Genomic DNA, 13,933 nt, shown 5'->3' with positions numbered 1-13,933 from the left:
TGGCCAGGGGCAGGCTGACCGACTAAGGAAATGCGCTTAGTATCTGGAACTATGAGAGTCGCCATATTTTCAATCATTTGTTTGTTCTTTGTGGCCTGCGCAGATGTGACCAAACCTGGGAAGAAGGTTCATTTTGTTGAGTCTTCGAAAGGGGCGGTGGATTGGCAGGAGAAGGCCGATTTTCTCGAGGCCAAGCATCATTGTGAATACATAGGTTTTGCCGACGCTAAGACCTCCATTTTTCCTCCTTCTTATTCTCAGCAGGAGAACGAGATCCACGCGGCCCTTCGAAATCGAGCGGCCAAAATGGGCGGAAATCTAGTGATATCAAACTTCTACCAAAAACCGGCCCAGGGGATTGTGATGAATTGTCCCCAAGAGTATTTTCAAGTAGAGCTATGAGACTTTTCCTCGGACTGGAACTTACAGAATCCATTAAAGCTCATCTGGAAGCTTATATCGCGAAACTTCCTCAGGGAAAGAAGGGATGGGAAAATCCGTATGATTTTCATCTGACCTTGCTCTTTATAGGAGAGACCGCAGATGAGAATGTAAAGATCATCATAGAAAGGATGAAGGAAATCACTTTCGATCCCTTTACTATCGAAATTGGGCCGGTTCAATTTTTTAACCGACGTGTGATGTATCTAAGCATTCTTCCCTCAGAAGAACTTCTTAGGCTTCAACAACAAGTCTTAAAAGTATTTCCAGAGTGGGTCGATCCAAATGCAAAAAGTTTTATTCCTCACATAACGGTGAAGCGCTGGCAGAGGTATGAATATGATGAATTAGCAGAAGGGCTAAGAATTCATCCTTTAGCACCCATTCCACTACGAGTAGAGAACATATCTCTATTTAAGTCTGAGAAGGACCCGCAGAATCGAAAGTATCATGTGATCCATCGTCAGATTTGAAGAACTTCTTTGATCTCATTAAAGTTAAGGGGCTTTGAAAAGAAGTGCTCAATATTGAGGATCTTCATATCGTCCTCGTAATCATCCATCAAATAAGCACTGATAAAGGCTATACGTCCTTTATAGCCACGATTTCTGAGAATACGAGCAAACTGCACACCATTTATCTGAGGCATGTTGATGTCACTCAAAATGTAGTCATAAACATCATTAGGTCTTTTTGCCAGGTCATCCAGACACTCTTGAGGATTACTGAAAAAATCAATTTGAAGCTTGCCCTCAGCGATCTCATCTTCGAGCATCACTTTGAAGATAAAATCTACATCTTGTTCATCATCTAATACTAAAATGCGTTTCATAGTTTGCCTCGAAAAGGGATGAACATGATGATTTCCGTGTACTCGCCCTCAGTTGACTGAACTTCCAAAGTTCCGCCATGCTGTTTAACAATCTCATAGGCAAAGTTTAAACCTAAACCAGTTCCTTCGCCAGGTGGTTTAGTAGTGTAAAAGGGAGTGAAGACTTGACTTAAATGGACCTTTGGAATGCCAGTACCATTATCATAGATCCGAATTTCAAGCCCCCCATCCATTGGATTCAGGGAGATTTTTAAGTGGGCCATGAAATGCGAGTCCGCATTGATTTTTTTGATCATGGCATAGCAGCTGTTATCCAGGATATTGATAAAAACGCGTCCTAGGTCCACTGGGTTTCCGCGGACGATGATTTTGTTGTCTGGCTTATCAAGCTCTACCTTGATTCTGTTGTTCATCTTAGGGCGATAGTTGGCCAGAACGAAGTCCAAGTTGGTTTTTACCAATTCACTCATGTCCACCAGATGCTGATGACCTTCTTTGGAACTTCTCACCTGAAGTAGGAGTGTCTTGATAATGTTGTCCACCCGCTGACCGTTGTTCAGTATGATCTGATTGCTTTCGCTCAGACGTGAAATGGCACGCGCAGACTGTTCGTCCATGTGAAGCTCAGCTTGTGCGATTTTATTGAGTTGCATGACAATGATTTCGGCAGCATTACAGATTAAGTTGAGCGGGTTTTTGATCTCATGGGCAAGTCCGGCCGACATAAAGCCCAGGGCCGCAAGCTTTTCACGCTCAATCAATTGTTCAGATCTTTTTTGAACCAGGACTTCCAGCTCTTCTTTGATCTTTGTGTTTTTTTCCAGCTCCTGGCGGTAATTCTGGAAGTTCTCATTCACGACTTCAAAAAGAATGTTAATACTTTGAATAAGTTCGTTAACTTCAAGCACATCTGATTCAACGTAATGGCCGGAAATACTTTTATTCGATCCAATGATGAGAGTGTCTCGTTTAAGCCAACTCAGGAGTTCCTGAACAGGATGTAAGAACTTTTTACGGTTCTCGCGCAGGAAATAAAGCAGGGCCAGAAGGAACACCAGAATCACTGTCAACAGAGCGAAAAAGAGGGGAAGAATGCCTTTATAAAAGGCCCAGGCACTTTGATAGATGATCATGTACCAGGGAAGAAGTTCTGATTTAAAGACTTTGAAGACCATGAATGTCCCATTGTGATTACGATGGGCCATTTTTCCATTTTTGGCCAAGGTCTCTAGCCCTTCTAAAGGGATGAAGTGATCATTCACTTTCGCTTTATAAACTAAATTGGGAGCAATCAGAGAGTGATCTTCCGAGCGCAGATCCATAAGGATTCTACCGTCACTGCGTTCAACCACCATAATGCCCAGAAGGGTCGAAAACTCACGAAAAACTTTTTCCACCAAGCTTGTACCGAAATCAATTCCGACCACTCCCAGAAGTTTTTTGTTTTCATCGTAGACTGCCTTCGCAACAGAGAAGAGCCAGCGTTGAGTATAGGTCTTGTCGTAATAGGCGCCGATATAAGTGAGTTTGCCATCGTTCTGAATGGTTTGATTATACCAAATTTCTTCGGGGTTCTTGTAATACACGTCATGCTTGAACAACGTGATGTTGTAGTCCGAAATAGAAAAGGGCTTGATGAGAGTTTTAAAATTATAATTTTCGGGTTTTCGAGAGACTAAGAACACGAGACCGGAAGGGTTACCTTCCATGGATCTGGCCATTTCAGGTGAGAGGGCCATCCAAATATCAAATTGAGAGGCGTTGTAGTTAATGGCCGCCGCCATCAATGTCCCTGATCCAATTTGATCAATTTTTTTGTTCTCGATTTCTTTTCGCATAATGGCCTCGGCCATTAGCATGTTGTTGCGAGCGTTTCTTTGAGAGGAAGTAATCTGAGTGTTGATTTTATCCCCGAGACCTTCGAGATTGCTTTGATTGGTGCGATAGATGTGCATGCCGTAGATCAATACACTAGTAATGGCCATCGTGATGAGGCCCAGGGCGAACAAGAAGAACGCCTGCTTAATGAATTGTTGGATTGATCTCATGCTTTTCATTATTCAAGTGTGTTGGCAACGCAGCAAAGAAACTTACAGATTGTAAACCGTGAGGCGAGTTGAGGTAAACTTAATTTAAGCTACGAAATAGATGACAGTTGCGAGGAAAGAACGTAAGGCCCCAACTCTGAACAAGAGGGGCCCACGTATTAAGAAATTATGAAACTTTTCTAACGTCCATTTGCTTGATCACTTCTCCGGCAATCTCATCCAGAGGCATGACTTTATCAATGGCACCACATTCAATGGCCACTTTAGGCATTCCAAAAATGACACATGTCTCTTCATTCTGGGCAAGATTGTAACTGCCGGCCTTTTTCATTTCGAGTAGGCCTTGAGCTCCGTCTTTTCCCATACCTGTGAGAACAATCCCGATGGCGTTTGAACCAGCGTAATGAGCAACTGACTTCAGAAGGTAATCGGCAGCAGGGCGAACTCCATGCATGGCCGGTTGTTGATGCAGCTTCACGTTGTAGTAACCACCGCTTCGAACAATCTCCATATGAAAGTCACCAGGTGCGATGAGAACCCGACCAGGGAGAACTTTGTCTCCATCTTCGGCCTCTTTCACCTCAAAAGGAAACATCTTGTTCAAATGCTCAGCATAAGTTTTGGTAAACACCGCTGGCATATGTTGCACGATCACTGTTCCGGGAATATCGGCCGGAAGTCCAGAGAGAAGTACTTTAAGAGCTTCTGTTCCACCGGTTGATGAGGCAACCGCCAGAATTTGGTGAGTGGTTCTAAGCAGGGCCCCACTTGATGGAGAGTGGGTCTTTGCCACTGGGTTTACCAATGAAAGACTTTTCTTCTTCGTTGGCAGCTTTGATTTCGCCACCATTTTTACTTTGGCAATCAACTCGTCTTTAAAGGCCATGACGCCTTTTGAAACGTCGATTGCTGGTTTGGCCATGGTATCAATGGCACCCACTTCAAGACATTTTAAGGCCACCTCTGAACGCTCTAAGCTCAGAGAAGAAAAAATGATAGTACGAGTAGGAAAATGTTCCATCACTTTTGTAAGGAACGTGATCCCGTCCATCTTCGGCATTTCAATGTCCAGAATCATCACATCTGGTTTTAGTGCGACTAATTTCTCACGACCAACATATGGATCTGGTGCAGTACCAACCACTTCAATATCTGGATCAGAACTCAGAATTTTCTGAAGCATTGTTCGAATTACGGCAGAGTCATCAACTAGCAGGACCCGAATTTTTTGCTGCATTTTAGACCTTCTTATACACAGCGTGGCTGATTGGGCGCACGTTCTTATTTTTTAATAGACCAGTTTCAACGTGTCCTAGAAACAAAAGTCCACCAGGTTTAAGTTGAGAAATCAGCATATCAATCACGGCCGTTGAAACTTCTTTTTCGAAGTAGATCAGAACGTTCCGACAAAAGATCACATCAAATTTCTCTTTAAATGCGGGCTTGTCTTGAATCAGGTTAAATCGGGCAAAGTTAATCATCTTACGAAACTGAGGCAAAACTTTATAGCTCGTATGAGTCTTGTCCTTGAATACCTGGAAGTAAGCTTGCTTCAGTTCTGGTGGAACAGTTTTCACTTCTTCCTCAGTATACACGGCCTGTGAGGCCTTTTTAAGGATCTCAAGGTCGATATCAGTTGCCAGAAACTCTAAGGCCTGACGATCAATGGGAAAACCATTGCTCAGAAGAGTCATGAGCATGGAATATGGTTCCTGGCCAGAGCTGGCGGCACTACACCAAACACGAAAAGAAGATGTGGTGAATTCTCTCACCGCCATTCTTTCCTGAAGGTATTTTTTCAAAACATCATAATGAACACCTTCACGGAAGAAGTGTGTGGTGTTCGTTGTTAAGCATGAAATGAAAGATTCTTGCAGCGTCTTGTTCCCACTCATAAGTTTTGTGACAAGTTCAGCATAGGTCTTATACTGATATTTTGTCATGAGTGAGTGAACTCGACCGGCCATGAGCGTGCGGTTCTTCTCATTGTTAGGAAGAGAAATACCAGTAAGATCTTTTACGATCTCCGCCAATTTTTCAAACCCCGCCTTGTCGGCAATAAGGTGTTCGTGGGTCTTCTTGCCAGTTTCAATGAAATCTACTGGCGGAGCTTTGAAAACTATATTGCTCATGCTGCTAACTGCCTATTGTGTTCTTTGTTGTTCTTAAGCACCGACTTACAAACTTCATCTGTATCAATCACAAACCCGATTCCTCCGTGAGAAAGAATACAAGAAGCTGAGATACCAGTAGATGTTCTAACAATTTCATTAATCGGTTTAAGAACCACGTGAACTTGGGCAACGAATTCATCAATACCAATTCCGAAATACTTGCCATCAACGTCCATGATCAGGATCATCTTGCTGATTTTGAAATCAGCGCTTAGACCCAGTGTCGCGTCCAGGGTGGCGTATGGAATTACTGTCTCGCGGTACTTAAACATGTTAAGGCCGTTCGGATCTGTGATGAAGCTTACTTTATCGCCAGAAAGAATCTCTAACACTTTCTCTGTAGGGAAAATGTATGAGCTTCCATTCGACTTCACATGGATACCTTCCTGGATAGAAGTAGTGAGTGGAAGAATCAGCTTAAAGCAAGTACCTTTTCCTAGTTGTGAAGAGATGTCGACTTTACCGTTCATCTTTTCAACTGTTGTCTTTACAACATCAAGACCCACACCACGTCCTGAAACGTCTGTGATTTTTTCCGCAGTCGAGAATCCTGGCATCATAATGAATTGGAAAATTTCATTTTCAGTCAAATCAGACATCTTTACAGACGGAGAGATAAGGCCGTTTTGCATGGCCTTGCCGAAAACTTTTTCGGCGTTGATCCCTCTGCCGTTGTCCTTAATTGAAAGAACAATTTTTGAACCGATGTGCTCTGCCTTAAGGAGAATTGTTCCTTGAGACTCGATACCGTGGTCCACAGAGTTTCTAAGCATGTGAAGAAGTGGGTCAGTAAGAAGTTCAACCATCGAGCGGTCGATTTCTACGTCTTCTCCGCTTTGTACGAACTCAATATTTTTATTAAGTTTAATTGATACGTCACGAACCGCACGCTGACACTTTAAGAAAAGGTTCTTCATGCTGATCATACGCATACCAAGAGTTTCATCTTGAAGTTCGCGAATGGTCTTTTCTAGAAGTGAATATGTGGCCTCTAGAATATGGTCATCACGGTATTGCTCAACTCGGTTAGCAAGTTGTGATTTGTTGATCACAAGCTCGCCCACAAGGTTCATGATCTTATCAATCTTGTGAGCATCAACTTTTACAGTGGCGTTTGCGACCTTTGAAGAAGCGGCGTCTTTAGGAGCGACGGCAGCAGTTGCCGCTTTTTTCTCTTCTTCTTTGTGCTCACGTACTTGCTCAAGCTGGATCACCGGTGCCGCAGGTCTATGTTCCTGTTCTGCTTTTTGTTCAGCAATAACTTTGGCAATTTCATCTTCTGAAAGTTGAAGATGTTCTTCAGTAAGATTCACGCCCAATCTTTGGTTAACATCGGCGAGTGCTTCTTTCCAACCTTCATCACTTTCAATAGATTTTGCTTTTGCTTCTTCTGAAGGTTCAGAAGGCATAAGCTCCTGGTCTTGAGCAGGGGCCGCATCATGATGAGCAGGATGACCTGAATGGCCCAATGCGAGTAGGTAGTTATTAATATCAAAAGAAAGAACAGTTACGTCCCAATCTGTTGTTTCTTTCCCCATAAGGAAAGCGACCTTTACTTTGAAAGCATCACCACATTTTAGGAGTGTCGTAACGATTTCCGGCGTAAGGCATGACGGATCTTTTTTAAGGATCTGAAGTAGGTCTTCCACAATGTGGGCAAAGGCCGCCATTTCGGAATAACCAACCGCGGAGCTGGTGCCTTTCAGACAGTGGGCCACACGAAAAATGTTAGTGACCTGTTCCGCTTTGTCGTCAGTCTCTTCCAGTTTAAGGAAATATTCTTCCCACTGTTCAAGGAGAGAGCAAGCTTCCGCTAGAAACTCCTGGCGTAGCTCTTCTAAGAATCCATCATCATCAATCGACATATACGCTTCCTTACGTTTTTTTAAAATCAGTTTTCTTTACGCAGCGGCAGCTGAATCCATTCCAAGCATGTCACGCTTCGATAAACAACGGAAAATATCAATCAGCATTACCAGGTGATCATCCATCTTTCCGATTGATTTAACGAAAGAGTATTCGTCTTCAGAAATGGGAGAGTCATCAATCTGGGCCTCTTGTAGATGAATCACAGCTTGAACTGAATCAACGATCACACCCACGTGACCAATTTCAGATTCAACTACGATGATACAAGTCTCTTTTGTCACCTCAGCAACGGGCATATGCAGACGCTTGCGAAGATCAACAACGGTAATCACTTTACCGCGAAGATTCATCACACCTGCAACGAAGTCCGGTGCTTCTGGTACGGCCGCAATTTCAGACATGCGATTGATTTCACGCACGTTCTCGATTCCTACGCCATACGAGAGGTTTTGAAGTTTAAACGTTAAATACTGGCCACCTTTCATTCTCATAAATGCTCCTAAAATCCTTCGGCTTTACCGATGGTGCTATCGTTCTTATCGTCAAATGGAAGAATATTTGCAGGACTTTTCTTATTATTTTCTTTAGATACAACAGAATATTTTTTTATGGGCGCCTTCACCGGAGACAAAGACTTGGATGTCTTTTCAATGACCTGGCGGTGACCATGGATAAAGTGTCTCAATTCTCCGACCAAACTCTTCAGACATTCTGATTGAGAAGACATCTCTTCCGCAGATGAGGCCACTTCCTCAGAAGATGAAGCGTTGGTTTGGATGGCCTGATCAAGATGGTTCATGGCCTTTGAAATCTGTTCAATTCCGTTGGCCTGCTCTTGAGAGGCCGCTGCAATTTCAGAGTTAAGATCGGCCACTTTTTTAACAGAGTTCACAATTTCTTTTAGTACCGTGCCTGAAGTGTCGGCGATCTGAACCCCGTCTTCAGTGCGAGCGACGTTCTCTTTAATGAGGGAGTTGATGTCTTTTGCGGCAGCGGCAGAACGACCCGCTAGATTTCTAACGGCATCAGCAACCACAGCAAAGCCCTTTCCTTGTTCACCTGCGCGGGCCGCCTCAACAGCAGCGTTCAGGGCCAGAAGGTTTGTCTGGAAAGCGATATCGTCGATTACGTTAATGATCTCTTCGATTTTTTCTGAAGACTTTGCCATGACTGACATGGCCTCAATCAAGCGACCAATTTCTTTTTCGCCACTTTCCGCTTCGTGCAGTGATTTTTGAGAGAGAGAATTGGCCTCTTTAGCGTGATCGGAATTAAGCTTTACCATGCTTGAAAGTTCTTCTAGCGAAGAAACAGTTTCTTCAAGAGAGGCCGCCGATTCAGTTGCGCCTTGTGAAAGTTGGCTTGAGGCCGACGTTAATTCAAGGCTGGCGGTTGAAGTTTGGTCCGCTGAACTTGAGATCTCGTTACTAAATTTAGTGATCGCTTTAGAAATCATGTTGGCAAGGTAAAGACCAAGGCAAAGAGCAAAGATTATTCCTGCGATTGAAATAATGGTGGTGCTGATATTGGCAGTGCCATAGACCTTGTCAGCGAGGGTCCCTTTTTCTTCAGCAACGCCTTCGTGGAAGTCCCACACTTCGCTTAAAGCATTTCTGATGCGTGAATAAGATTCTGGCAGCTCTTTTTCAAATAGGGCAGTGGCCTGTTCTTTATCACCAGGAACATCACTTGAAGTAAGTTTTAAGTATGATTTACCAGTAGAAACATAGTGGTTCCAACCTTCTTTATAATGGTTCCAAACTTTGTCTTCGCCTGGTGCGAAGGGGATTGATTCATACTTTTTGTTTTTGTCATTCTGCTCTTCAACCAGTTTTAGCCACTTATCTTGATGAGCTTTGCGACTTTCAAAAGTAGTAATGCCTTCGATCTGAACAAGCTCTAAATGCATATCTCGAAGACGATCGCCCATATCACCTGTGGTCTTCAAATTATCCACAACGATCTTGGCAATATAATCGTATTCGTAATGGACCTTATTCAGACACCAGTAGCCGACTCCGGCCACGAGAACCATGAAGACTGTGACGGCCATAAAGGCACTCACTAACTTAAACTTCAAACTTCCTGAAGAGAACATGCTGAACTCCTTGCATACAAGCATTTGCGGAAATTACTTAGAACTTCTCGTAAGAATTTCTTAATAATTAAGTAAATTTACGTAATGAAATAAGAATTTTGAAAACGGCAAAATCTGCGTGCGGAAGATGCAGTGAAATTTATGATGAATAAGAAGAAGTTTCTTTAGAATTAGATTTTATCGTCTTGAATTAGCTTTAATTTCCAAGCGAGAGCAACTGTTTCAGCTCCATTGTTCGTTCCAAGTTTCTTCATGATGTTCACTCGGTGAGTTTCAACTGTTCGAGGGCTTACATTGATTTGTTGAGCAATTTGCTTCGAGCTCAACCCCTTTGCCATGTAAGCAAGGATTTCTAATTCACGAGAAGTCAGAAGAATAGAGTACTTCAGGCCCTCAGGTGGAGGAGTAAGAGTGTCTTTGTTATTGAAGTTCATGCTCGTCGGGAAGTAGCTTCCGCGTTGTCTTACCTGATCCAGGGCCTCGATGAATTCCTGGGCCTCAATGTCCTTTGGAAGATAGGCGTTTGCACCTTCTTTCAGGCTGCGGAACATATACTCAGGGTTCTCATGCATTGAGAGCATGACAATCTGAAGATTTGATTTAACGTCTTTAATCTTTTTAATGAGATCAATGCCTGAAATATTCGGTAAAGACACGTCGAGAATGAGGATATCTATATCCAGGTCGGAGAGTGTGCTTAAAAAAACGTCGGGACGGCTTTCCTCTCCCACTACTTGATATTCAGAGTGCATTGAGAGAATTGATTTAAGACCATCACGGACGATTTTGTGATCATCTAAGAGGTAAACATTAGTTTGTTTCACTGAGTATTTCCCGTAGATAAAATGTTACTTTAAACCCTAGACCTTTATCATAATGGACTCTCGTCATTTCGCCACCGAATAATTTGGCCCGATAGTTTAAAGAAGCAGGTAAGGGGCTATTTCCGTCCATTCCTTTGCCATTATCGTAGTAATTAAGCACCAGTTGATCATCTCTCTTAAGAAACACTAGTTTGATGGCAGTCGCTTGTGAATGTTTGAGACTGTTCTGAAAAAATTCTTGAACCATTCGATACAAGTTGATGTCGAATTCTTTTGTAAACTTCAGGGCCTCAACGTCTGGCGCCACTTCATATTCAATTTCATGAGGGACGATTTGTTTTTGTTTTTCAAAGTAGTCCCTTATGGCATACCAACATCCGAAGTCCTTAATGAGGGTCGGCATGAGATCATGAGAAATCGAACGGATCTCGTGGATGACATCGTCACAGGTCTTTGAAAGATTATCAATGTGTTCGTGTTCCACATCGAGCGTGCGTTTCTTAAGTCTGGCAAGGCCCCACTTAAGAACGGTCAGATACTGACCTACACTATCGTGTAGAGTGAAAGAAATTTTTTCGCGTTCTTCTTCCTGGGCCTTGAGGACCTGAATGGCAGACTCATTGGAACTTCTTTCTTTGAGAGAGTTGAGTTTTAAGATTTCGCTATTAAGATTTTCCAGTTCGTTTGATGTTCTTCTCGTAAGGAACAATGAGAACAGAAGATTTGTGATGCCCATGAGAATACTTGCCATCGTCATCTGAAAGACCAGACTTTGAAGTGGGCTTTGGACCTCATCCAGATCCATTTCGGCCAAAAGGACATACTCCAAGGAATCAAAAATAAACGGAGTGTAAGAACTCAGCACTTCAATGTTTCGATAATCACGAACGATGTTATTGCCGGAGTTATGTGAGAGACCGTCAATGACTGAATCATTTTTAACTTCTTCGATCTTTTCATTCGGCAAATGACGAGAAGCACTTCTGATTTTGAAGTCTCGCCCAACGAGATAGGTCTCGCCGGTATTACCAAGTCCCGGTTGAGGAAGAAGAAGTTTATTAATGGAGTGATTATTAAAAAACCATAAATAAGACTCTTGGTTCGTATTTACTCTGAAGAAAATCAGCGATTCCAGAAAGATGGTAAATTTCTCATTGAGCTTAGGCAGATTTTCAGTTGTGAGCCTGAGGTCTTTACCAGCAATGTGCTTTAGCTCACCGTTTTTTAAAACATAGAGAGATTCGAGGTCTGGTTGATTTAGAATGGTTTTTTTGCCGAGATTTAAATCATGGCTAATATTGATCGTTCTGTTCTTTAGCCCTTCAAAGTAGAGGTAAAGTTTGTCCTTCGTAAGATTTCTCACGGAGGTCATGTGCTGCTGGACACGATCGGTAATGATGGGTTTTCTGCTCGAATAGATGAATCCAATAAGGACAATAATGATCAGGAGATTGATCAGGCCAATCATTAAAAAGCTAGAGAACAGTTTGCGACTTACTTTTGCGTTTCTTAACAAGTTGGTTCTTTTGCTAAAAGAATTTAATTATTTTAATCGGACGAGAAAAATTTGAGGCAGTGAGAGAGTCTGGCCACGGCAAAAATTTCTAGTTTCTTCCGACATTATAAATGCGCCGATCTTTCAAAAATATTTTACTACTAAAGAATAATTGCGTAACGATTTGAATTGATAAATGAGTATTTCTACCTACTTGCAATGCATTAAATAGTCTTTGTTTGCTACGTGTTTATACTTATAAAAATTGTAAAATTAAGTAGAAACTACTACGGACATCGCTAATATGGGAGCTAACAGAGACCATTCTTTGGCCAGCATTAGGCCAGGTTAGGGGTTTCTACTTAGAACCTTAAATGCATACCTGGAGGTAGTAATGAGGCTGAGAAGTGAGCAGGGCGATCAAGAGATATTGGAGCTTTTAAAGGTCATGTCTCGTATGGCGAAGTCTGCAAAAAAGATCGAAGAAATCACTGAGGTGATGGACAACATTTCTTTTCAGACCACAGTACTTACTCTAGATGCAAACATTCTTTCGGCGGAGTCTGGAAAAAGTTGGGACGGACTCTCGAGTGTGAAGAACTCTGTTCGTGATTCAGCAGAAGAAATGTACTTCCAATTTAATCTGCTTCTCGAAGAGGTATCCGACATGAAACGTTTCGTAGGAGAAAAAGCATTACGGACAACTAAGAGCAAAGATTTTAACTAGTAAATAGTAACAAAGATCATAAAAGAAATTGGTTTTACTGATATAACTGAAGCTGGCGAAAAATCATAAAGTTTCAAAGGGGAAAATGTTTAACATATTAGTGTTTGGCGCTAATTCAGATGAAATACCCGCAGAGTTAAAAACTCTCGCTGATAACATTGAGAGCGTGGGGTATGAATCGGAGAAGTTGATGGAGCCGTCTGATCCGGTTCCGAGCCTGATACTGTGTTATCCCCATTCTGGAGAGATGTCGACGCTCGAGATCGCGCAGACTCTCAGAATGTATTATCCCGAGTTGCCCATCTTCTTCATCGCCAGTGATAAGAAGGACTTCGATAAAAAGCGCTTGGTGAAAAATGGTTTCACTCAGGCCTATCTCCTTCCATGGGAGAAGGCGGATTTATTTCGTTCATTAAAAGAAGAATCTATCTATTCTGTGATTCCTGAACTTCGTAATTATCAAGTGATTAAAGTGGTGGATCTGACACCTGGGACTGTCCTTGATTTTTCTCTGAAGGTCTTCTTACCGAGAAACAATAAGCTGGTTCAGTTCAGTCATGATGGTGATCCTATTAGCGAAGATAAATTCGCCAAGCTTTATGAAAATCAATTGAACACTTTGTTCATTCATAAGGACGAGTTAGAGAAGTTCAGAAAATACACGGCAGAGACCTTTAAGAAGCTGTTGATGCCAAATAAGATCAGTGAAACTGACAAACAGATGAAACTAGAGAAGTGTGTAAGAGAACTTATCTCTGACATGTTCTATGAGGACACACAGGAAAATACTTTTACTAAGTCTCAGGCCCTGCTGAATGAGGTAAAAGAAATTATTAAACTTTTACTTTCTGAAGATGATAAAGACATCATGAAGAAAGTAGGGACGCTTCTTAATCAAGAAGGTAACTTCTATTTACATTTATCTAACGTGTCTGCCTTTGCGGGTCTTTTTGCCATTGTACTGGGTTTTGAAAAACCAGAGGACATGGCGCTTGCGGGACTTCTTCATGACATTGGTAAGATCAATCTTCCAGTTGAAATTGCCGAGTTGGAAGAGAGTGAAATGGGCCCCCACGCTCTTGAGGCCTACAAGAAACATCCAAACTATTCCATTGATGTGGCGAGATTAAAGCGCATTGCACTTCCGAATCCAGTGATCAATGCCATTCTTCAGCATCATGAGGCAATGAACGGGACCGGTTATCCTGCAGGTATTGCTTCAAGTAAGATCTCAAAAGAAGGGCGACTGCTCGCGATCGCGGACGCCTTTGATTATAAGACGACCATGCATCCGGGAAAACCGGCGATATCTATGGCACAGGCCCTCCAGGAACTCTATCAAGAGAACTCAAGTGATCCCGCTAAAATCATTCTTGATCGAGATATGCTAAAAAAATTAAAAGATTTTTTTCTTAAATAATGAGG

At 42.3% G+C, this 13,933-nt stretch carries 13 protein-coding genes; 4 read left to right on the top strand and 9 right to left on the bottom strand.

The window, feature by feature from the left end:
- Positions 1-51: 51 nt before the first annotated feature.
- Positions 52-402, top strand: coding sequence for a hypothetical protein (locus ACJVC5_RS03810; RefSeq protein WP_408098061.1), 351 nt, complete (start codon positions 52-54; stop codon positions 400-402).
- Positions 399-914, top strand: a complete 516-nt coding sequence (thpR, locus tag ACJVC5_RS03805) for an RNA 2',3'-cyclic phosphodiesterase (protein WP_408098060.1) — start codon at positions 399-401, stop codon at positions 912-914. The genes ACJVC5_RS03810 and thpR overlap by 4 nt, the downstream gene beginning before the upstream one ends.
- Here thpR and ACJVC5_RS03800 read toward each other — a convergent pair.
- The 9 genes from ACJVC5_RS03800 to ACJVC5_RS03760 form a co-directional block, all read right to left on the bottom strand.
- The gene (locus ACJVC5_RS03800) at positions 905-1,273 is read right to left on the bottom strand and encodes a response regulator (RefSeq protein ID WP_408098059.1); all 369 of its coding nucleotides are present in this window, start codon (positions 1,271-1,273) and stop codon (positions 905-907) included. The two genes, thpR and ACJVC5_RS03800, sit on opposite strands and share 10 nt — an antisense overlap.
- Positions 1,270-3,321, bottom strand: coding sequence for an ATP-binding protein (locus ACJVC5_RS03795; protein WP_408098058.1), 2,052 nt, complete (start codon positions 3,319-3,321; stop codon positions 1,270-1,272). Before ACJVC5_RS03795 ends, ACJVC5_RS03800 begins: the two co-directional genes overlap by 4 nt.
- A 166-nt stretch (positions 3,322-3,487) precedes the next feature.
- Complete coding sequence (locus tag ACJVC5_RS03790; protein WP_408098057.1) at positions 3,488-4,558, bottom strand: protein-glutamate methylesterase/protein-glutamine glutaminase; 1,071 nt, start codon at positions 4,556-4,558, stop codon at positions 3,488-3,490.
- Position 4,559: 1 nt separating this feature from the next.
- Positions 4,560-5,453, bottom strand: a complete 894-nt coding sequence (locus ACJVC5_RS03785) for a CheR family methyltransferase (RefSeq protein ID WP_408098056.1) — start codon at positions 5,451-5,453, stop codon at positions 4,560-4,562.
- Positions 5,450-7,360: a chemotaxis protein CheA gene (locus ACJVC5_RS03780; RefSeq protein ID WP_408098055.1), complete on the bottom strand. Its 1,911-nt coding sequence runs from the start codon at positions 7,358-7,360 to the stop codon at positions 5,450-5,452. Before ACJVC5_RS03780 ends, ACJVC5_RS03785 begins: the two co-directional genes overlap by 4 nt.
- 36 nt (positions 7,361-7,396) lie before the next feature.
- Positions 7,397-7,855, bottom strand: a complete 459-nt coding sequence (locus tag ACJVC5_RS03775; RefSeq protein WP_321395097.1) for a chemotaxis protein CheW — start codon at positions 7,853-7,855, stop codon at positions 7,397-7,399.
- 8 nt (positions 7,856-7,863) lie between these two features.
- Positions 7,864-9,462 carry a HAMP domain-containing methyl-accepting chemotaxis protein gene (locus ACJVC5_RS03770; RefSeq protein WP_408098054.1) on the bottom strand — a complete coding sequence of 533 codons (1,599 nt, stop codon included), beginning with the start codon at positions 9,460-9,462 and terminating at the stop codon, positions 7,864-7,866.
- 170 nt (positions 9,463-9,632) lie between these two features.
- Complete coding sequence (locus ACJVC5_RS03765) at positions 9,633-10,286, bottom strand: response regulator (protein WP_408098053.1); 654 nt, start codon at positions 10,284-10,286, stop codon at positions 9,633-9,635.
- Positions 10,273-11,802, bottom strand: a complete 1,530-nt coding sequence (locus ACJVC5_RS03760; RefSeq protein ID WP_408098052.1) for a sensor histidine kinase — start codon at positions 11,800-11,802, stop codon at positions 10,273-10,275. The genes ACJVC5_RS03765 and ACJVC5_RS03760 overlap by 14 nt, the downstream gene beginning before the upstream one ends.
- A gap of 373 nt (positions 11,803-12,175) precedes the next feature.
- Between ACJVC5_RS03760 and ACJVC5_RS03755 the strand changes: the two genes are divergently transcribed.
- Together ACJVC5_RS03755 and ACJVC5_RS03750 are read left to right on the top strand one after the other, a co-directional pair.
- The gene (locus ACJVC5_RS03755; RefSeq protein WP_408098051.1) at positions 12,176-12,508 is read left to right on the top strand and encodes a methyl-accepting chemotaxis protein; all 333 of its coding nucleotides are present in this window, start codon (positions 12,176-12,178) and stop codon (positions 12,506-12,508) included.
- An 85-nt stretch (positions 12,509-12,593) separates the two neighbouring features.
- A complete protein-coding gene (locus ACJVC5_RS03750; protein WP_408098050.1) occupies positions 12,594-13,928 on the top strand; it encodes an HD-GYP domain-containing protein in 1,335 nt (444 codons plus the stop codon).
- Positions 13,929-13,933: the final 5 nt, after the last annotated feature.

The organism is Peredibacter sp. HCB2-198 (genome assembly GCF_045999315.1).
Classification (GTDB): Bacteria; Bdellovibrionota; Bacteriovoracia; order Bacteriovoracales; family Bacteriovoracaceae; genus Peredibacter.
Note: the sequence above shows the minus strand (reverse complement) of the source record. Positions and strands in the feature narration are given on the sequence as shown.